Source organism: Mesorhizobium sp. ESP7-2, assembly GCF_020164715.1.
Classification (GTDB): domain Bacteria; phylum Pseudomonadota; class Alphaproteobacteria; order Rhizobiales; family Rhizobiaceae; genus Mesorhizobium.
On record NZ_JAIUGQ010000044.1, the window covers coordinates 19,846 to 38,834 of the forward strand.

Consider the following 18,989-nt stretch of genomic DNA (forward strand, 5'->3'; position numbering starts at 1 on the left):
CCCCAAATCGTCAAGATGCCGCGAGGCGCGGCTCTCGTTGGCTAATTAAGCTGGCCGGCGCGTTCGATGGCGTCATTGACCACCAGCACGTTGCGCGCCATGCGCTCCGACGCGGCGTCGATCATCTTGCCGTCGAGCGCGGCGGCACCCTTGCCCTGCGCCTCGGCCTCTTTCAGCACTTCGAGGATGCGGCGGGCGCGCGTGACTTCCTTCTCCGGCGGCGAGAACACCTCGTTGGCCAAGGCAATCTGCGAGGGATGGATCGCCCATTTGCCTTCGATACCGAGTGCGGCAGCGCGCCTGGCGGCCGCCCTGTAGCCTTCCGGATCGGAGAAATCGCCGAACGGCCCGTCGATGGCGCGCAATCCATAGGCGCGGCAGGCGACGGTCATTCGCGACAGGGCGAAATGCCACTGGTCGCCTGGATAGTCGGGGTTGAGCCCGCCGATATTGACGGTCCGCGCCTTGTTGCTGGCGGCATAGTCGGCAACGCCGAAATGCATGGCCTCCAGCCGGCCTGGCGTCGCGGCAATGGCCTCGACATTGGCCATGCCGAGCGCGGTCTCGATCAGCGCTTCCAGGCCGACACGTGTCTTGAAACCCTTGGCCATCTCGACCTGGTTGACCATGGCCTCGACCATATAGAGGTCGGCCGGCACGCCGACCTTCGGCACTAGGATCGTGTCCAGCCGGTCGCCGGCCTGTTCCATCACGTCGACGACGTCGCGATACATGTAGTGCGTGTCGAGGCCGTTGATGCGTACCGAAACGGTCTTGCCCTTGGCGCGCCAGTCGATGTCGTTGAGCGCCTGGATGATGTTCTTGCGGGCGCGTTCCTTGTCTGGCGGGGCGACGGCGTCCTCGAGGTCGAGGAAGACGAAGTCGGCGGCGCTGTTGGCCGCCTTGTCGATCATCTCCGGGCTGGAGCCGGGAACCGCCAGCTCGCTGCGCTGGAGCCTGAGTTTCCTGAGGTGGTTGATGGTGTGGCTCATCTTCTCTCCCCTCAGGCGGCTTCGGCGACAGGCATTGCGGCCGAGGCGCGGAAATGCTGGATGGCGGCGCCGACGCCCGAGCCCGGCGCCAGCCGCACACCGCAATCGAGCAGCGCCATTTCAGCCGATGACAGCGAGGCCAGCACCATCACCTCGTTCAGCCAGCCGAGATGGCCAATGCGGAAAACCTTGCCGAACACCTTGTTGAGGCCGCCGCCGAGTGATGTCTGGTAGGCCTGGTGGGCGCGCTTGACGACGTCGCCGCTGTCGATGCCATCGGGCACGAGAATGGCGCTGACCGTGTCCGAATGCCATTTCGGCGCCTTGGCACAGAGCTTCAGGCCCCAGGCATCGACCGCCTTGCGCACGCCTTCGGCAAGGCGATGGTGACGGGCGAAGATGGCGTCGAGCCCTTCCTCGGCGATCAGGTCGAGCGAGGCGCGCAGGCCGCGCAGCAGCTGTGTCGCCGGCGTGTAGGGGAAATAGCCGGCATCGTTGGCGCGGATCATGTCCTCGAAGGAGAAGAAACAGCGCCGGTGAGTGGCGATTCTGGAAGCGACGAGCGCCTTCTTGCTGACCGACAAGAAGCCGAGGCCGGCCGGCAGCATGAAACCCTTCTGCGAGCCGCTGACGGCGCAGTCGACACCCCATTCTTCCTGGCGGAAATCGATCGAGCCGATCGACGAGACGCCGTCGACGAAGAGCAGCGCTGGGTGGTTCGCATCGTCGAGTGCCGCGCGGCAGCCGGCCACGTCACTGGTGACACCTGTCGCCGTCTCGTTCTGGGTGCAGAAGATCGCCTTGATGCGGTGCGTCTTGTCTGCCTTCAGCCGCTCCGCATAGAGTTCCAGCGGAACGCCGGTTCCCCATTCGCAGTCGATCACCTCGACCTCGAAGCCGAGCCGCTCGGCCATGTCGACCCACAAATGCGAGAACTGGCCGAAGCGAGACATCAGCACGCGGTCGCCGGGGCTGAGCACATTGGTCATCGCCGCTTCCCAGGCGCCGGTGCCGGAGGACGGATAGATGAAGACGCGGCCGGTCTCGTTCTTGAAGACTTTTTTGATGTCCTCGAACAGCGGCAGGGTGAGGTCGGGAAAGGTGGCAGCGCGCATGTCCTCCATGGGCAGGTTCATCGCCTGCCGCACCTGTTCGGGGATATTGGTCGGCCCGGGAATGAAAAGATGGGTGAAACCGGCCATGGTGCGAACTCCTCCTGATCCAGCAAAGCGGTGGTGGGGAGTTTCGTTTCGACGGCTGATTGCAACAACACCTTGGCGGGTAAGAATTTGCCGCGTGCGGGTGGGCATGGCCTACCCGGTCGCCCTACCCGAAAGGCTGCTTCTGGCTGCGCCTCTCTCGTGAATAGAGCGCGACCGCCATGGCGCGGTTGCGGACGTCCAGCTTGTCGTAGAGATTCTTGAGATGGTATTTTACGGTATTCTCGGAGATGCCGGTCCGGGTCGCGATCTGCAAATTGGTCCAGCCATCGGACAGTACCGCCAGCAGTTCACGCTCGCGCACGGTAAGCCGGGAGAGAGGCGTGTCGTTGACCTTGTTGATGTCGATATAGGGGATGCAGATGCGGCCGTGCGCGACAGCCAGGATCGTGTCGAAGATGATGGCGGGATCGTCGAACTGGAAGCAGTAGCCTTGCGCCCCGAGGCGGACGCACTGTTTCAGGATGCCGATGTCATGGTCATTTGAAAAGACCGCGATGCGGACGTCGAGCTTGCTGCCCTGGACCTCGGCCAGGACGTCGGCGCCGTCCATGTCGGAGAGCTTCCAGCCGATCACGGCGACATCGAACTCCTGTGCCGCCGCAAGCTCCAGGAAATGCCTGCCGCTTTGTACCGAGGCCAAAAGTTCGAAGCGCCCGTCGCAGTCCAGCATTTCACGCAGCGCCGATATGACGAGCGGATTGCGCTCGGCCACGACCACGCGAACGCGCTGCTCTTCGATTGCCTTGTCCTCTGTCCGTGACCTGATCTTCAAGGGCTTCCGGCTTTTTTTGTTATGGCCTGGCGGGTCCAGCCGATGCCTGGACCTGCATCATGACAATTCTGCTCCAATGGCGCGGGGGTGCTCTTTCCCCAGCGACATCGGCTGTCGCGCCGCCGGAAGCCGAAGCGTGGCCGGCATTTGATGAAATCGGCAGTCCGCGGGTACGACAACTCGGCATCGGTAAAAACACGGGATGAGCTGACAAGAACGCGTTTGGCCTGAGATTCCCGTGCGTTAGAAGAACATGTTGCGAAGTTGAAGCGTGCCGGGTTGCCGTTACTTTTGTATGGGCACCGGACCGAAAACCGGTTTCCACTTTGCGGACTCATGGTCTAGACCTGATTTGCACCTTTTCCGGGATTCTGATGGCGGGAGGCGCTGGTGGAAGGCCAGGACGAACGGACGACCGGCGCCAGGGCCGCCGACGAGCACCACGCCGACATCTATGGCGAGGACGGTGCCGTCCTATCGTCCTTCCTTGCCCAGATCGGCGCGGCGATCGCCGATCGCGATACGCTGATCCTCAAGCGCCAGGTCGACGACCTGCATCAGTCGGAACTTGGCGACCTCATCGAGGCGCTGCACCCCGAACAGCGGCGCGCGCTGGTCGAACTGTTGGGCGCCGACTTCGATTTTTCCGCGCTGACCGAAGTCGACGAGGCGATCCGCATGGATATCGTCGACAACCTGCCCAATGCGCAGATCGCGCAAGCGGTGCAGGCACTCGATTCCGACGATGCGGTCTACATCCTCGAAGACCTCGAGCCGGAAGACCAGGACGAAATCCTGTCGCGGCTGCCGTTCACCGAGCGGATCAGGCTGCGCCGTTCGCTCGACTACCCGGAAGAGACCGCCGGGCGGCGCATGCAGACCGAGTTCGTCGCGGTGCCGCCGTTCTGGACCATCGGCCAGACCATCGACTACATGCGCGAGGACAAGAACCTTCCCGACCGCTTCAGCCAGATCTTCGTCATCGATCCGACCTTCAAGCTGCTGGGCGCCATCGATCTCGACCAGATCCTGCGCACCAAGCGCGCGGTCAAGGTCGAGGAAGTCATGCATGAGACGCGGCACGCCATCCCAGCCACCATGGACCAGGAAGAGGCGGCGCGGGAATTCGAGCAATACGACCTTCTGTCGGCCGCCGTCGTCGACGAGAACGAGCGGCTGGTCGGCGTGCTGACCATCGACGACGTCGTCGACGTCATCCAGCAGGAGGCGGAGGAAGACCTGCTGCGCATGGGTGGCGTCGGCGACGAGGAGCTCTCCGACAGCATCCTGGCGACCTCGCGCTCGCGCGTTCCCTGGCTGCTCGTCAACCTGCTGACGGCATTTTTGGCGGCCTCGGTGATCGGCCTGTTCGACCGCACGATCGAGCACATCGTGGCGCTCGCCGTGCTGATGCCGATCGTGGCCGGCATGGGCGGCAATGCCGGTTCGCAGACCATGACCGTCACCGTGCGGGCGCTGGCGACCAGGGATCTCGACATCTACAATGCCGGCCGCATCATCCGCCGCGAAATGGGCGTCGGCTTCATCAACGGCATCGTCTTCGCCATCCTGATCGGCATCGTCGCGGCCGTCTGGTTCCACGACCCCAATCTGGGCGGCATCATCGCCGCGGCGATGATCATCAACATGTTCGTGGCGGCCCTTGCCGGCATCCTGATCCCGTTGCTGCTCGACCGGTTCAAGGTCGACCCCGCGGTCGCTTCGGCGGTCTTCGTCACCACCGTTACCGATGTCGTTGGATTCTTTGCTTTCCTTGGCCTCGCGACCTGGTGGTTCAGCGTCCGTTAGGCGTCTCAATTGACTTTTACGTAAATGCCGTGCGAGGCTCGCACGGGGTGCCGCGTCGATTCCGGTGTGGCAACGGTTTGGTTCGGGAGGGAAGGGCGCCGCATGGCGAATGCCCGGAATTCCCGCATGGAGTGACAATGCGGGAATATTATTCGATCACCGAGCTGACCCGCGAATTCGACGTGTCGACGCGGACGCTGCGTTTCTACGAAGACGAGGGACTGGTGCAGCCGGTGCGGCGCGGCCGCACGCGGCTGTTTCGCCCTTCCGACCGTCACCTCATCCGGCAGATCATGCGCGGAAAACGGCTCGGCTTCTCGATCAACGAGATCCGCGAGATCATCCAGATGTACAAGGAGCCGCCGGGCGAGGTCGGGCAGCTCAAGCTGATGATCAAGCGCATCGAGGAAAAGCGCGAGGATCTCAGGCAAAAGCGCCGCGATCTCGAGGAGACGCTGGCCGAACTCGACCAGGCCGAGGAGTCTTGCGTCGAGCGGCTGGTCGAGCTCGGCGTCAACACCTAAACCCGCTCAGATCCAGCGTCGCACTCTTTTCGCATAGTCGCGGTATTTCTTGCCGAATTTCGCCGCCAACATCTTTTCCTCGCGCTCGATCGCGAGCTTCTGGGTGACGAAGGCGGCGACGAAGGCAAGCAGGAAAAACCAGGCGATGCCCGAGACGAAGGCAACGCCGATCAACAGCAGCGTATTGGCCAGGTACATCGGGTTGCGGGTGACGCCGAAGGGACCGGTCGTGACGAGATGATCGGGTACGGCGTTGGGATTGAGCGTTGTCCTGGCCCGTATCATGGTGCGGATCGCGGTGAACCAGAGTACGGCGACGGTGAATAACGCCACCCAGCCGGCGGCGAACAGAATGTCGCCCAGGAGGTCGCCGATCCAGGGCAAGGGATAGAGCATGCCGAGGATGATGCTGATCGCGATCGCGGCAGCGTAGATCACCGGCGGCCACGGTATCACCCCAGGCTTCGGTTCGGTCCCAGGCTTCGGCTCGATCATTGTGTCCCTCCCTCCGTCATCTTGTCGTCGGTCTTGGCGGTGCACGTTGCGGCAAGATCGGACAGATGCGCCCTGAAGTCGGCAGTCTGGTCGTTGTTGAAGAGCCGATCAAGAGAGCCTTCACCTTGAAGCGTCTCGAGCATGCAGCCGCAATAGCTCGAACAGAAGGTTGCGTTGCGCATCTGCTCGCACGAGCGCTGGCAGGTTTTCAGGAAATTGACTTGCGGAGGCTCGACCTGCGCCGGCATCACTTGCGAGAACAGCCAGACGCAACTGATCAGCAGCGGCTGGTGGATCAGGTAGAAGGCCAGGCTGTGGCGGCCGATGAAGACCAGCGGATTGGCCCAACGGCCGGGCACGAGGCTCGCCAGGCGTGCCCGTATGCCGGAAGCGGACGCCAGTTTCGCCGCCCCAAGGCCGAGAAGCACCGCGCCGAACCAGGGGAACAGCGGCACGTAGTCGTTGGAACGCGGATTGATGGCGGAAAGGCCGATCCACCACAGCCAGGGGTGATCGAAGGCCTCGAAGCGCAGGTAGACTGGCGCGGCGATGACGAGCGCGGCGACGACAAGCGTCAGCAGGGCCGGCAGGCGCAGGAAGGCGAGGCCAAGCAGGCTGGCGAGTGCGATCTCGTGCAGGATGCCGAAGAAGATGAATCCATCGGGCGTGGCGATGCGGGTAACGATCGAGATGGCGACCGCGGCACCTGCAACCATGGCGAACCGCTTCCAGAAACCGTTCCAGCGGATCTGTCGGCCATGCGCGAGATACAGGCTGACACCGACCAGGAACAGGAAGGTCGAGGCGATGCAGCGGGCGTAGATCTTCCACCAGCCGAAGGCGGTGAGACCGGGATCGGTGTAGCCGAAGAATTCCAGATCCCAGGTGAAATGGTAGCTCGCCATCGCGATTAGCGCGACGCCGCGCAAGATATCGATGTGGACGATGCGCTTCGATGGCTCCGGAGCGGGTGCGGTCGGCGTGTGGATGCTCATGGTCTCGCGATCTGATTCAGCCCCTACAAGACGACTATCACGGTTGCACCGGATAGAAGAAGGCCGGTCGCCTTGGCCTGGGTCGCGCGGCGGGTGCGCGTCAGCCGCCGGGTTGGGCCAGCGCCGGAAAGCCTTTGACCGGCTTCGCTTTTGCCGGATGTGCGTCGGTTTCCTCTTAATGGGCCTGAAATGTCCACGGCAGATTTGACGCCGCGATTCTGCTTTGGGGAAGCAATGTCCACGCATGTGCGCCATCCGATCTGGCTTCCGGCCCTCAAGGCCGCGGATGCGCGCACCTTCGCCTCGCTCTACGCGGTGGAATCCTTCGCCCGCGCCATGGTTTCGAGCGTCATACCGATCCAGGCCTACGAGATCCTCCATAACGAGCAGATCGTCTCGATCCTCTATACCGTCGTGTCCATGCTCGGCCTGTCGGTGACCTTGTTCATGCCGATGCTGATCCGCCGCTTCGCGCGGCGCTGGGTCTACACGGCGGGCGCCTGCCTGCTCGCCATCGGCTCGCTGTTCTTCGTCACTCATACGCTCGCCGGGCAAGTGGCCGGGATGCTGTGCCGGGTGATGGGTGCCAGTGCGCTTTCGATCACGCTCAACCTCTACATCATGGACCACATCCGCAAGACCGACTTCATGCAAGCCGAATCGCTGCGCATGGCGTGGTCGATGGTCGCCTGGACGGGCGGGCCGACGCTTGGCATCTTCCTCTATGCGCATTTCGGCATCTACGCCGCGCATGGCGCGGTGGCGGTTTTCGCCATGGCCTTGCTGGCGCTGTTCTGGACGTACCGGCTGGGCGACAACCCGTCGATCCGCCCCGGCAAGACGCGGCCGGCCAATCCGCTCGCCAATATCGGCCGCTTCGTGGCGCAGCCGAGGCTCAGGCTCGCCTGGCTGATCGCCTTCGGCCGATCCTGCTTCTGGACGACGTTCTTCGTCTATGGACCGCTGTTCATGGTGATCACCGGCGAGGGTGAACTGGCGGGCGGCCTGCTGGTCTCGGCCGGCAATGCGCTGCTGTTCATGGCGATCTTCTGGGGCAAGGCGGGAAAGCGCTTTGGCGGCCGCCGGACCATGACATTTGCCTATTTCGCCATGTCGGCGTCGCTGCTGGCCGCCGGTGCCGTGGGCGAAACCGTACCGCTGCTCACCGGCGCCTTCCTGCTGTGTGGCGCCTTCTTCACCATCGCACTCGATGCGCTGGGTTCGACCGCCTTCATGCGCTCGGTGCGCTCCTATGAGCGCGCGCAGATGGCGGCGGTCTACCGCACCTATCTCGACTTTTCCGAACTGACGCCGCCGCTGGTCTATTCGGTGGTGCTGGCCTTCTTCGGACTGGGATCGGTGTTCGTCACGCTCGGCCTGCTGGCAGCGTTTTGCGGCTTCATGACCTGGCGCTATCTGCCGAAATCCCTCTGAAAATCAGAGCGAAAGCGCCGTATGGCGCTCGCGCACCCAATTGTGGAAACGATGCAAGTCGTACTCCTCGGGCATCAGCACGCCGGCTTGATGGCGCATCGAGCGCAGGCCCTTCTGGTTGACCTCGCAGATGGCGGCATCCTCCTCCAGCACCTGTGTGCCGAAGGCGACGATGTTGTCGATGTCGGTCTCGGCGAGCGCCTCGGGCGCGAACAGCCATTCGGCGGTCAATTCGGTCTGCTCCGGGCCGAGCGGCACCAGCCGCACGGTCCTGACATAGTCGACATGGCCGACGATGAACATCGAGGGCAGGCTGGTGACGTAGGTCTGGCCAGCGGTTCGTTCCGCCTGCGTCAAGCCCGGGAAGACCGGCCCGTGCGTCCGCCCGTCACGCGACCATGTTTCAGCCCCGGCGCGCAGGCCGCCCGAAAACTCCGGCGCATCATTGGCGGCATGGCGCGCCCATTCGGGATCGTCGTGCCGGCTCATCAGACCGCGGCCATAGATCGGCACAAGCCGCGACAGGTCCTTGTGAACGCCCGGGCAGTGCAGGCATTCGTTGAAGTTTTCCCAAAAAATCTTCCAGTTGCAGTTCATCACCTTGCGCAGCACATGGCCCGACACCAGCGTGTCCAGCGGCCAGTTGCCGAGGTCGCCGGAGGCCGGGTCGAAGGATGACTGCGCCGAGCCGGCGGCATCTTCAGCAAGATTGGCGAAGACGAAGCCCCGCCACACCGAGAGTGCGACGCTATAAAGCGGATAATCGGCCTTGTCGAAGCCATCAGGCAGCGACTTCGATGGCACGCGCACAAGGTCGCCGTGCAGCGAATAGGACCAGGCATGATACGGGCAGGTGATCAGCCGCGCCTTCAGCCGTCCTTCGCTTTCCTGGCAAAGCTGCGAGCCGCGATGCCGGCACGTGTTGTGGAAGGCACGCAACGCGCCAGTCTCGTCGCGCAACACAAGAATTTCCTGCGTACCGACGCGGAAGGTGCGGAATGCCAAAGGCTGGGCAAGGTCGGCCTCGCGGCAGACGAGCAGCCAATTTCTGTACCAGATGGCGTCGAGATCACGCTGATAGTTCTCCTGATGCCAATAGGCCGATGAGGGCAGCGACGGCTCGGTTCGGGTCAGGCCGTTATAGGGCTCGCGCTCGCTGGCATCGGGCTGCATGGCTGGCTTCCTGTGAGGGTTGCCAGCCGACACCCGGCCATGGAGTTTGTCAATCAGGACGGGATGGGAGCGGCTTTGCCGATACGACGCTCCTGCGCTGGCGGCTGTCGGAATTTGGTTTGCCGCGCGCGGCGAATTTCCCTATAATCACCAGCGTCGTCGGTTCCTTTTTGGAGCCAAGAGGGAATGCGGTGCGGACAGGAATTCCTGTCTAATGCCGTGGCTGCCCCCGCAACTGTGTGCGGTAGTCCTCTCCATATGCCACTGAAGGTTTTCCTTCGGGAAGGTGGGGAAGGGCGCTTATCCGCGAGCCAGGAGACCTGCCGGCGACAGGAAACTGACTTCGATGCCCTCGGGTGGAGGGCGAAAGGACAAGACATGACTACCGCTTCCGTCTCCCTCGGCGCCTCCGTCTCCTCGCAGTCGCGCTTGATGCAGCTCGCGCTCGCGGCGCTGCTCGGCATCTTCGTCGTCGGCTTTGTCGGTTTCTCGCATATCGATGCGGTCCACAATGCCGCCCACGACTATCGCCACTCGATGGCGTTTCCCTGCCACTGACGAGGATCTGACTTCATGAATCTGTTTCGCAACGTCGTGTTCGTCGCGGCGATCGCGGGGCTCGTGGCCGGTGTCGTTCTCGCCTGCATGCAGGCCTATGCGACAGTGCCGCTGATCCTCAAGGCGGAGGTCTACGAAAAGGCCGGCGGCGGCCATCACCACGACCATGGCGCGGCACCCGATACCAGCGCCGTAAGCACGGTCGCGCCCGCTGGGAATGCGATGAGTTCTGCCGCGCCAGCAGCCGTCGAAGCCAAGACGCCGGCGGAGGAAGACGAAGCCTGGGCGCCGGCCGACGGTTTCGAGCGTTTCGCCTTCAGCGTGGTTGCCAATATCGTCACCGGCATCGGTTTCGCGCTGGTCCTGGTCGCGGTTTCCGAGTTTGCCGGCGGCATCGGCAATTGGCGCCAGGGCGTGTTCTGGGGGCTGGCCGGCTTTGCCGTGTTCACGCTGGCGCCTGGCCTCGGCCTGCAGCCGGAATTGCCGGCAATGCCGGCGGCCGATCTTCTTCCGCGTCAGATCTGGTGGACGGCAACGGCGGCGGCGACCGCCATCGGCCTTGGCCTGATCGTGTTTCGCAGATCGCTGCCGTTGACCATCCTCGCCGTCTTGCTGATCGTCGCCCCGCATGTCGTCGGCGCGCCGCAGCCCGCCAGTTTCGAAACACCGATCCCGGAAGGCCTGCACCATCAGTTCGTGGTGGCGGTGACGGTGACCAATCTGGTGTTCTGGCTGGTGCTCGGCGCCGTCGTCGGCGTGGTGCGCAGGCGCTTCACCGGCACGGCGACCAGCCTGCGCGACAGCTTTGCCTGATCGCTGCAAGCTGACTTTCATCATCGGTGGCGCGCGCTCCGGCAAGAGCCCCCACGCCGAAACCCTGGTGGCGGCATTGCCCTCGCCATGGGCCTATATCGCCACGGCGCAAGCCTATGACGACGAGATGCGCGAGCGCATCGCGTTGCACCGCTCGCGGCGCGGCGAAGGGTGGTCGACCATCGATGCGCCACTCGACCTTGCCGAAGCGCTGGAAGCCTTGCCGGATGATCAGCCGGTGCTTGTCGACTGCCTGACGCTGTGGCTGACCAATCACATGTTGGCCGATCACGACGTTGACGCGGCGTGCCGACGGCTGGCGGACGTGCTGTCGCGGCCGCGCGGGCCGTGGTTCGTGGTATCGAACGAGGTCGGGCAAGGCATCGTGCCCGACAATGCGCTGGCGCGGCGTTTTCGCGACGACGCCGGCCGGCTCAATCAGCGGGTCGCCGCAGTCGCCGACACGGTGCTCCTGATGGTGGCGGGGCTACCGCTCAAGGTGAAGTGAAATGACTGACATCGACGACAAGGATGAAGAACGCCATCGCGCCAAAATGGCCAAGCGCAAGGCGGTGCAGGACGCCGAGGTTGCTGGCAAGACGATCGAGAAGGGGTTGCTGATCGTCAACACCGGTCCCGGCAAGGGCAAGACCACGGCCGCCTTCGGGCTGGCGCTTAGAATGCTCGGCTACGGCAAGCGCGTCGGCGTCGTCCAGTTCATCAAGGGCAGATGGCACACCGGCGAGAAGGACGCTTTCGCCGCCTTTGGCGACCGGGTCGTCTGGCACGCCATGGGCGAGGGTTTCACCTGGGAGACGCAGGATTTGAAGCGCGACATCGCGGCCGCCGAGGCTGCCTGGGCCAAAGCGCGGGAATTGATCGACGATCCCTCGATCAGCCTTGTCGTGCTCGACGAACTCAACATCGCGCTGCGCTACGATTATCTCGATCTCGACAAGGTGGTAGCGGCGCTGAAGGGCCGGCGCGAGGGCCTGCATGTCGTCGTTACCGGCCGCAACGCCAAGCCAGCGCTGATCGGGGCCGCCGATCTGGTCACCGAGATGGGCGTGACCAAGCATCATTTCTCGGCGGGCGTGAAAGCTCAGCAGGGGATCGAGTTCTGATTGTTCACCAACCGGAGGCTGTTCATTGGAGCAAGCAGTAATCGTCTATCTTCTTCTCAGCGATGGTCAGTTCGGAACGCCACAGGAACGAGAAACCATTATCGCTCTTGAGCAGAGACTGGAGCAAGCTGTCGGGAACGCATCCGCAGGCGAGTTTGATGGCGATGAATTTGGTGGGGGCAAATGTGTCCTCTACATGTATGGACCGGATGCCGAACGACTTTTTGCTGTCATCGAACCCGTGCTCAAATCTTCTCCTGCAGCTACCGGTGGCTATGCGATCAAAGGTTCGGGAAGGCAGCAAATCCAAATGCAAAAGAGGCCCGTGTTAGCTGGTGAGGCAGTTCGCAACCGCTCCGGACGATCACACTACAAAAACAACGACCGAGACCAGCCCAAACAGGCCAATCAGCAGATAATCGGCGACTCGATAGAGGGTTAGCGCCCGCCTTATGTCGAGGCTGTCGGCTTCGCGCCGGCCGCCTTCGCCCATGAAAATGTCGTCCACCACCACGCCGCCATAGCTGCGTGGCCCGGCGAGCGCCAGGCCAAGCGCGCCGGCCATCGCTGCTTCCGGCCAGCCGGCATTGGGCGAGCGGTGTTTTTTCGCGTCGCGCCGTACCGCCTGCCAGGCATTGCTGGGGTCGGTGCCCTTAACCAGGAAAGCCGCCAGCACGATCAGCAGCGCCGTCAGCCGTGATGCCGGCAGGTTGATCCAATCGTCGAAGCGCGCCGCCGCCCAGCCGAAGGCCTCGTGGCGTGGGGTGCGGTGGCCGATCATCGAATCGGCGGTGTTGGCCGCCTTGTAGGCGGCGCCGCCGGCCAGCCCGCCGACGCCGATCCAGAAGGCTGGGGCGACGATGCCATCGGAAAAATTCTCCGCCAGGCTTTCGATCGCGGCACGGCAGACGCCGGCGCGATCCAGCGTTTCGGGATCACGGCCGACGATCCGCGAGACGGCGGCTCGGCCCATGTCGAGGCCTCCACTGTCGAGCGCGTCGGCGACGGCTTCGACATGTTCATAGAGGCTCTTCTGCGACAGAAGCGATGTCGCCAGAAGGACGGCAATGATCCACCCCAAGGGGACGAACCAGAGTAGAACAAGCTGCACGCAAAGACCTGTTAGCGCCGGCATCAGCACAATGACCAAAAGCGCCTGGACACCGCGTTGACGACGCAGCGCGTCGGGATCAGTGGCGCGGTTGAGGCTTAAGTCGAGAAAGGATATGAGCCTGCCGAACCACGTCACCGGATGGCCGATGGCGCGAAACAGCCAGTCGGGATAACCGAGGGCGAATTCGACAACCAATGACAGGAAAGCGATCAGGACTGACATGAGGCTTCTTGAAGGAGCGGTGGACCATGGTGGAAGTCTTGGCCGGGCAAGGGCGCTTTTCCCCAGTGCCGTGCTGCCTTTCGTCGACCTCTCGACCGGTATCAATCCGCACTCCTACCCGCTTTTCGACCTGCCCGCCACCTCCCTGTGGCGATTGCCGGAGGCCGCGCGTGGGCGCGAACTGATTGAGATCGCGGCCAAGACATATGGCGCGCCTTCCGCAGGAAACGTCGTGGCGGCGCCCGGTACGCAGATCCTGCTGCCGCGGGTGACTTCGCTGGTGAAGCCCGGCAAGGCATTGGTGCTGGGGCCGACCTATGCCGAACACGCCCGGGCGGCCGCGATTGCCGGGCACGAGATGGTCGAGGTCCGTGACTTCGCGGCGCTGGCCGAAGCCGACCTCGCCATCATCGTCAATCCGAACAATCCGGATGGGCGCATCATCGAGCGTGACCGGCTGCTGGCGCTGGCTGCCGGACTTCGCGCCAAGGGCGGGCTGCTGGTCGTCGACGAGGCGTTCATGGATGTCGGCCCACGCGAGCACAGTCTCGCCGCCTACGTCGGCCAAGGTGGCATCATCGTACTGCGTTCCTTCGGCAAGTTCTTTGGTCTGGCCGGTCTACGGCTTGGGTTCGCGCTTGCCGATGCGCCGACGGCTGAACGGCTGAACATGCAGTTCGGGCCGTGGGCCGTCGCCGGACCGGCACTGGAATACGGCATCCGCGCGCTCGCCGATCTCGACTGGCAGGATGCGATGCGGACGTCGCTGGCGGATGCCGCGGCGCGGCTCGATGCGCTGTTCGGTCGTTTCGGCATTCGCGTCGCGGGCGGCACCACATTGTTCCGCTATCTCAGCCTGCCCGATGCCGCCGGCCTGTTTTCCGCGCTTGGCGAGAGCGGCATCTTGCTCCGGCATTTCTCCGACCGGCCGCATGTCCTGCGCGCCGGTCTGCCGGGGAGTGAGGAGGAATGGCGCAGGCTTGAATCCGCTCTTGCGGACTGGGCGTCGCGGCGCGAGGATCGGTCGAAAGGTTCGAAACAATGATCCATGTCTGCTCGCTGGCGAAGATCGAGGAAACCGTGGCCAGGACCGGCGCCGACCGCATGCTGTCGCTGCTTGCGGCCGGCACCGAGGTGGTGCGTCCGGCTTCGATCCCCAGGGAAAACCACCTGCATCTGGTCATGCATGACATCGCGGTGGCGCAGGAGGGCATGACCATGCCGGGCGAGGAGCATGTGCGCAACCTGCTCGATTTCGCGCGCCGCTGGGACCGGGTGAAGCCCATGGTCGTGCATTGCTATGCCGGCATCAGCCGCTCGACCGCTTCGGCCTATATTATCGCCGCAGCTTTGGCGCCGAAACGCGACGAGGTGGAACTGGCGCAGACGTTGCGCGCGCTGTCGCCTTCGGCGACGCCCAATCCGCGGCTGATCGCGGCGGCGGACACGCTGCTCGACCGCAATGGCCGCATGATCGAGGCGATCGAGGCGATCGGGCGCGGCGCCGACGCCTTCGAAGGCACGCCCTTCGCCCTCAAGATCGACGGCTAGCTACTTCAGCCACTCGGCGAGCTTTGCCTTGCGCACGTCCCGCACCAGGCCGATGAAGCCGTCGGCCTGATATTCCGCGGTCAATCGGCCTTTCTCTGCCGTTGCAATGCTGGCATCACCGACCACGCCGTTCGGGTTGAGATCGCTGGCGATCCAGGCAAAGGCATGCGTGCCGGTCTGGCGCAGCAGCGCGAATTCCTTCTCGGCGTCCGCGACGTTGGAAACGAAATTGTCGGCCTTGCCCATGTCGACGAGATCCGGCCGGAAATGCAGCATCAGCGAAGTCTCGACGTCGCCGCCATGAATGCCGTGACGGTCCTCGAGCTCGGTGTACATGCCGGCCGGGCGGCCAAAGCGCTGCCAGCTGGTCTTCACCGCCAGCATCTTTTCGCGCACGCGCAGTTCGCGCGTGACGATGCCCATGATCTCTTCATTGCCGCCATGCGAATTGACGACGATGAGCTTGCGCACGCCGGCGCGCGCGATCGACAGGCCAAGCTCGGTCCACGCCTCGATCAGCGTCGTTGCCGGCAGGGTCAGTGTGCCCGGCGCGTGCAGATGCTCGTTCGACTTGCCCACCGCCTGGACCGGCAGGATGCGGATGTCGAGGTCCTCGGGCAGGCGTGAAATCACCGTGTCGAGCATGCCGTTCATGATCGAGGTGTCGGTCGAGACGGGCAGATGCGGCCCATGCTGCTCGATCGCCGCGACCGGCAGCACGGCTATCGTCGCCTCGGGATCCATCGAGGCATACTCGGTTGTCCGGTAGTCGCCCCACCAGACGCGTCTTTTTGCTACGGTCATGTCACGCCTCTTCAAATGAACAGGGCAGACCTAGCGCGGTGCGGCCGGCCTGTCGATCACCCGGCCGCGATGGCTTCGACCTCGACCTTGAATTCGGGCCGGGCAAAGCCGGAAACGATCATCAGCGTCGAGGCCGGCGCCGGGCTCGAAAACAGCCGGTCGCGAACCTCCATATAGGGCCGCAGATGCGCACGGTCGGTGACGTAGGCATTGATGCGCACGATGTCGCCAAGTCCCAGCCCGGCCTCGCCCAGGATCGCCGCGATGTTCCTGAAGCAGAGTTCTGCCTGCGCACCGGCGTCTTCCGGGATCTGGTCGTCCACCGTGATGGCAACCTGGCCGGAGCACAGCACCAGCCGCTTGCCGGCCGGCACCTCGACGCCGTGGCTGTAACGGGCAAAGGGCGGCTTGATCGACTTCGGGGCGAGGAACTTGAACATGGCAATCTCCTGGATATCGTCAGCCTAAGGCCGGATGCATTGCACCATCAAGATGGCAGTGCATGTCGCCGGTGCGATTGTGGACAGGCGTTCAAAAAATAGGCACGATGCCCTTCGGTGCAGCACGACCTTTCCGGCTTTCGCAGATGGCTGTGGTGCAGGCGGGCGGGTCCTGGCGAGCGACGCCGGTGGCATGTGTCTTGCTTCTTGAATCTTTGGTGTCAAGCACGGCGCGCAGCGCGCCGGTGCAAAATAAGGGCGGTGTCAATGTACGTGAAACAGAAGATTTCGGTCGCGGTGGTGGCGCTCCTTGCGGGCAGCACTCTGGGTGCGGCGGCGAATGAAAAAGTCACCTTCGGCACCAACTGGCTCGCCGAGCCGGAACATGGCGGCTATTACCAGGCCGTGGCGGATGGCACCTATGCCGCCTGTGGTCTCGACGTCACCATCATGCAGGGCGGCCCGCAGGTCAGCGGCCGGCCGATGCTCCTGGCCGGCAAGATCGATTTCTACATGGGCGGCAATTTGCTGTCGGCCTTCGATGCCGTCCAGCAGGGCATTCCGATGCGTGTCGTGGCCGCCGACTTCCAGAAGGATCCGCAGGTCATCATGTCCCACCCAGGTGAGGGGCTCGACAAATGGGAAGACCTGAAGAACGCCGACCAGTACATTCTGGGCGATGAAGGTGCGCAGACCTTCTTCCAGTGGATGGTCATCGAACTCGGTTTCGACGCGTCAAAGCGCGTGCCCTACACCTACAACACCGCTCCTTTCATCGCCAACAAGAAGTCGATCCAGCAGGGCTACGTCACTTCGGAGCCATTCGCGGTCAAGAAGGAAGGCGGCTTCGTGCCGAACCAGTTCCTGCTCGCCGACTACGGTTGGGACACCTATTCGACCACGATCGAGGTGATGCAGGACACGATCGACAAGAAACCCGAGGTGGTCCAGTGCTTCGTCGATGGCTCGGCCAAGGGCTGGTACAAGTACCTCTACGGCGACAACAAGGCCGCCAACGACATGATCAAGAAAGACAATCCTGACATGAGCGACGAGCAGATCGCCTTCTCGATCGAGCAGATGAAGAAGTTCGGCCTTGCCGATTCCGGCGACACAGAGAAACTCGGCATCGGCGCCATGACCGATGCGCGGATCAAGAGTTTCTACGACAAGATGGTCAAGGCCAAGGTCACGCCTGCAGGCATCGACATCACGAAGGCCTACACGCTGGCCTTCATCAACAAGGGTGTCGGGCTCGAGCTGAAGAAATAGGCCGGCCCGGCATGATGCGGGAACAGGTGGCGAAAACGCCCGCCTCGGACATGGCTCCGACCTTGCTGGCGCTGCGTGGCGTCGGCAAGGTCTTTTCCAATGGCGTGACGGCGCTCAGCGATGTCGACCTGACGATCCGGGAAGGGGATTTCCTCAGCTTGCTCGGGCCGTCGGGCTGCGGCAAGTCGACGGCGCTGCGGCTGATTGCCGGCCTGTCGACGCCGACATCGGGTGGGCTCGACTGGCGCGGCGGCGGTTCGCTCGACCGCGCCAATATCGGCTTTGTTTTCCAGGAGCCGACGCTGCTGCCCTGGGCCAGCGTCTTCGACAATGTCTGGCTGCCGCTCAGGCTGAAAGGCATTTCCCGCGCCAAGGCCGCCCCGGCGATCACGGAGATGCTGGCGCGGGTGCACCTGACCGGCTTCGATGACGCCGTGCCGCGCGAGCTGTCCGGCGGCATGAAGATGCGGGTTTCGATCGCGCGGGCCATGGTGACCAAGCCGCGTGTGCTGTTGATGGACGAGCCGTTCGCCGCGCTCGACGAGATCACCCGCTTCAAGCTCAACAACGATCTGCTGGAACTGTGGCAGGACGAGCGCTTCACCGTCGTCTTCGTCACCCACAGTGTGTTCGAAAGCGTCTTTCTATCCAACCGCGTCGTCGTCATGGCGGCGCGGCCGGGCAGGGTGTTCGACGAACTCGCCATCGAGGCCTCCTATCCGCGCGACGAGGCTTTCCGCACCTCGCCGGATTATGCGGCCCTCTGCCGGCAAGCCTCGGATGTGCTGGTCAATGCCATCAATTCAACAGCGGGCTCGCATCATGACGGTCATTGACGGCACGTTGAAACTCGACCCCGAGGAAGCGCGCCGCGTGCGCCAGGAACGGCTCGAGCGGATCGGCCGCTGGGTGCTGCCGCTGGCGATCATGATCCTGGCGATCTGGCTGTGGGACCGTATCTGCGTTTGGAACGGGATTCCGCAGTACATCCTGCCGCGACCCGGCGTCGTGCTGACAACGCTCTACAACGATGCCGGCCTGCTGTTTTCCGCACTGCTGGTCACCTTGCGCATCACCTTCCTCAGTCTGCTGCTCGCGGTTGTCGGCGGGGTCGGGCTGGCGGTCTTGTTCGCCCAGTCTAAGTGGGTGGAGATGTCGTTCTTCCCGTTCGCCATCGTGCTGCAGGTAACGCCGATCGTGGCGATCTTTCCGCTGATCAACATCTATGTCGACAATCAGACGACCAAGCTTCTGCTCTGCGCCTGGATCGTCGCCTTCTTCCCGATCCTGTCCAACACCACGCTTGGCCTCAACTCGGTCGACCGCAATCTGCGCGACCTATTCAAGCTCAACGGCGCGACGCGCTGGCAGCAGCTGCGCTATCTCAGGCTGCCGGCGGCGATGCCGTATTTTCTCGGTGGGCTGAAGATCGCCGGCGGCCTGTCGCTGATCGGCGCCGTGGTCGCCGAGTTCGTCGCCGGCACCACCGGCCAGTCCTCGGGGCTGGCGTCGCGCATCATCGAGGCCGGCTACCGGCTGAATGCGCCCAGGCTGTTCGCGGCGCTGTTTTTGATTTCGCTTACCGGCATCCTGATCTTCCTCGTGCTGTCGCTGATTTCGCATCTCATTCTGCGGCGCTGGCACGAGAGCGCGCTGAAGCAGGAGCGCTAGTGC

Annotated in this window: 22 protein-coding genes and 1 riboswitch; of the genes, 13 read left to right on the top strand and 9 right to left on the bottom strand. The window is 63.6% G+C overall.

Annotated elements, in window-relative coordinates:
- Positions 1–41 precede the first annotated feature (41 nt).
- The 3 genes from LB543_RS28740 to LB543_RS28750 all read right to left on the bottom strand — a co-directional run bounded on the left by LB543_RS28740 (position 42) and on the right by LB543_RS28750 (position 2,987).
- The gene (locus LB543_RS28740; protein WP_224616559.1) at positions 42–992 is read right to left on the bottom strand and encodes an HpcH/HpaI aldolase/citrate lyase family protein; all 951 of its coding nucleotides are present in this window, start codon (positions 990–992) and stop codon (positions 42–44) included.
- A gap of 11 nt (positions 993–1,003) precedes the next feature.
- Entirely contained in the window at positions 1,004–2,194 is a 1,191-nt protein-coding gene (locus tag LB543_RS28745) for an aminotransferase class V-fold PLP-dependent enzyme (RefSeq protein ID WP_224616560.1), read from the bottom strand.
- 124 nt (positions 2,195–2,318) lie between these two features.
- Positions 2,319–2,987, bottom strand: coding sequence for a response regulator transcription factor (locus LB543_RS28750; protein ID WP_224616561.1), 669 nt, complete (start codon positions 2,985–2,987; stop codon positions 2,319–2,321).
- 390 nt (positions 2,988–3,377) lie between these two features.
- On the opposite strand from LB543_RS28750, the gene mgtE reads away from it, so the two are divergent.
- A complete protein-coding gene (mgtE, locus tag LB543_RS28755) occupies positions 3,378–4,796 on the top strand; it encodes a magnesium transporter (protein WP_140758198.1) in 1,419 nt (472 codons plus the stop codon).
- Between the two features lie 137 nt (positions 4,797–4,933).
- Positions 4,934–5,320, top strand: coding sequence for a MerR family transcriptional regulator (locus tag LB543_RS28760; RefSeq protein ID WP_006203215.1), 387 nt, complete (start codon positions 4,934–4,936; stop codon positions 5,318–5,320).
- A gap of 6 nt (positions 5,321–5,326) precedes the next feature.
- On the opposite strand, the gene LB543_RS28765 is transcribed toward LB543_RS28760, so the two are convergent.
- Positions 5,327–5,815 (bottom strand): methyltransferase family protein, encoded by a 489-nt coding sequence (locus tag LB543_RS28765; RefSeq protein ID WP_224616562.1) that lies wholly within the window; start codon positions 5,813–5,815, stop codon positions 5,327–5,329.
- Positions 5,812–6,810 (bottom strand): heparan-alpha-glucosaminide N-acetyltransferase, encoded by a 999-nt coding sequence (locus LB543_RS28770; RefSeq protein WP_224616563.1) that lies wholly within the window; start codon positions 6,808–6,810, stop codon positions 5,812–5,814. The genes LB543_RS28765 and LB543_RS28770 overlap by 4 nt, the downstream gene beginning before the upstream one ends.
- 234 nt (positions 6,811–7,044) lie before the next feature.
- Between LB543_RS28770 and LB543_RS28775 the strand changes: the two genes are divergently transcribed.
- Positions 7,045–8,244 (top strand): MFS transporter, encoded by a 1,200-nt coding sequence (locus LB543_RS28775; protein ID WP_224616564.1) that lies wholly within the window; start codon positions 7,045–7,047, stop codon positions 8,242–8,244.
- 3 nt (positions 8,245–8,247) lie between these two features.
- Here the strand turns inward: LB543_RS28775 and LB543_RS28780 are convergent, their stop codons facing one another.
- The gene (locus LB543_RS28780; RefSeq protein ID WP_224616565.1) at positions 8,248–9,417 is read right to left on the bottom strand and encodes an aromatic ring-hydroxylating oxygenase subunit alpha; all 1,170 of its coding nucleotides are present in this window, start codon (positions 9,415–9,417) and stop codon (positions 8,248–8,250) included.
- A gap of 143 nt (positions 9,418–9,560) precedes the next feature.
- A riboswitch (cobalamin riboswitch) is annotated at positions 9,561–9,760 on the top strand.
- Between the two features lie 35 nt (positions 9,761–9,795).
- On the opposite strand from LB543_RS28780, the gene LB543_RS28785 reads away from it, so the two are divergent.
- The 5 genes from LB543_RS28785 to LB543_RS28805 are packed head-to-tail and all read left to right on the top strand — an operon-like array spanning position 9,796 to position 12,354.
- Positions 9,796–9,975 (top strand): CbtB domain-containing protein, encoded by a 180-nt coding sequence (locus LB543_RS28785; protein WP_140812380.1) that lies wholly within the window; start codon positions 9,796–9,798, stop codon positions 9,973–9,975.
- Between the two features lie 15 nt (positions 9,976–9,990).
- Entirely contained in the window at positions 9,991–10,788 is a 798-nt protein-coding gene (locus LB543_RS28790) for a CbtA family protein (RefSeq protein ID WP_224616566.1), read from the top strand.
- A complete protein-coding gene (gene cobU, locus LB543_RS28795) occupies positions 10,781–11,296 on the top strand; it encodes a bifunctional adenosylcobinamide kinase/adenosylcobinamide-phosphate guanylyltransferase (protein ID WP_224616567.1) in 516 nt (171 codons plus the stop codon). Before LB543_RS28790 ends, cobU begins: the two co-directional genes overlap by 8 nt.
- 1 nt (position 11,297) lies before the next feature.
- Positions 11,298–11,912: a cob(I)yrinic acid a,c-diamide adenosyltransferase gene (gene cobO / locus LB543_RS28800; RefSeq protein WP_140812383.1), complete on the top strand. Its 615-nt coding sequence runs from the start codon at positions 11,298–11,300 to the stop codon at positions 11,910–11,912.
- Positions 11,913–11,937: 25 nt separating this feature from the next.
- Positions 11,938–12,354, top strand: coding sequence for a hypothetical protein (locus tag LB543_RS28805; protein WP_224616568.1), 417 nt, complete (start codon positions 11,938–11,940; stop codon positions 12,352–12,354).
- Here LB543_RS28805 and cbiB read toward each other — a convergent pair.
- Positions 12,277–13,248 (bottom strand): adenosylcobinamide-phosphate synthase CbiB, encoded by a 972-nt coding sequence (gene cbiB / locus LB543_RS28810; protein WP_140812385.1) that lies wholly within the window; start codon positions 13,246–13,248, stop codon positions 12,277–12,279. The genes LB543_RS28805 and cbiB overlap by 78 nt on opposite strands.
- Between cbiB and cobD the strand changes: the two genes are divergently transcribed.
- Complete coding sequence (cobD, locus tag LB543_RS28815) at positions 13,247–14,293, top strand: threonine-phosphate decarboxylase CobD (protein ID WP_224616569.1); 1,047 nt, start codon at positions 13,247–13,249, stop codon at positions 14,291–14,293. The genes cbiB and cobD overlap by 2 nt on opposite strands.
- Positions 14,290–14,799: a tyrosine phosphatase family protein gene (locus LB543_RS28820; RefSeq protein ID WP_140758208.1), complete on the top strand. Its 510-nt coding sequence runs from the start codon at positions 14,290–14,292 to the stop codon at positions 14,797–14,799. Before cobD ends, LB543_RS28820 begins: the two co-directional genes overlap by 4 nt.
- Here the strand turns inward: LB543_RS28820 and LB543_RS28825 are convergent, their stop codons facing one another.
- Together LB543_RS28825 and LB543_RS28830 are read right to left on the bottom strand one after the other, a co-directional pair.
- Positions 14,800–15,603 carry a creatininase family protein gene (locus LB543_RS28825; RefSeq protein WP_140758209.1) on the bottom strand — a complete coding sequence of 268 codons (804 nt, stop codon included), beginning with the start codon at positions 15,601–15,603 and terminating at the stop codon, positions 14,800–14,802.
- Between the two features lie 56 nt (positions 15,604–15,659).
- Positions 15,660–16,043 (bottom strand): RidA family protein, encoded by a 384-nt coding sequence (locus tag LB543_RS28830; protein WP_224616570.1) that lies wholly within the window; start codon positions 16,041–16,043, stop codon positions 15,660–15,662.
- Between the two features lie 267 nt (positions 16,044–16,310).
- On the opposite strand from LB543_RS28830, the gene LB543_RS28835 reads away from it, so the two are divergent.
- From LB543_RS28835 to LB543_RS28845, 3 genes are read left to right on the top strand one after another with little or no spacing between them, the layout of a single operon-like run.
- The gene (locus LB543_RS28835) at positions 16,311–17,315 is read left to right on the top strand and encodes an ABC transporter substrate-binding protein (protein WP_140758211.1); all 1,005 of its coding nucleotides are present in this window, start codon (positions 16,311–16,313) and stop codon (positions 17,313–17,315) included.
- 11 nt (positions 17,316–17,326) lie between these two features.
- Positions 17,327–18,151 (top strand): ABC transporter ATP-binding protein, encoded by an 825-nt coding sequence (locus tag LB543_RS28840; protein WP_224616571.1) that lies wholly within the window; start codon positions 17,327–17,329, stop codon positions 18,149–18,151.
- A complete protein-coding gene (locus LB543_RS28845; RefSeq protein ID WP_140812388.1) occupies positions 18,138–18,986 on the top strand; it encodes an ABC transporter permease in 849 nt (282 codons plus the stop codon). The genes LB543_RS28840 and LB543_RS28845 overlap by 14 nt, the downstream gene beginning before the upstream one ends.
- Positions 18,987–18,989: the final 3 nt, after the last annotated feature.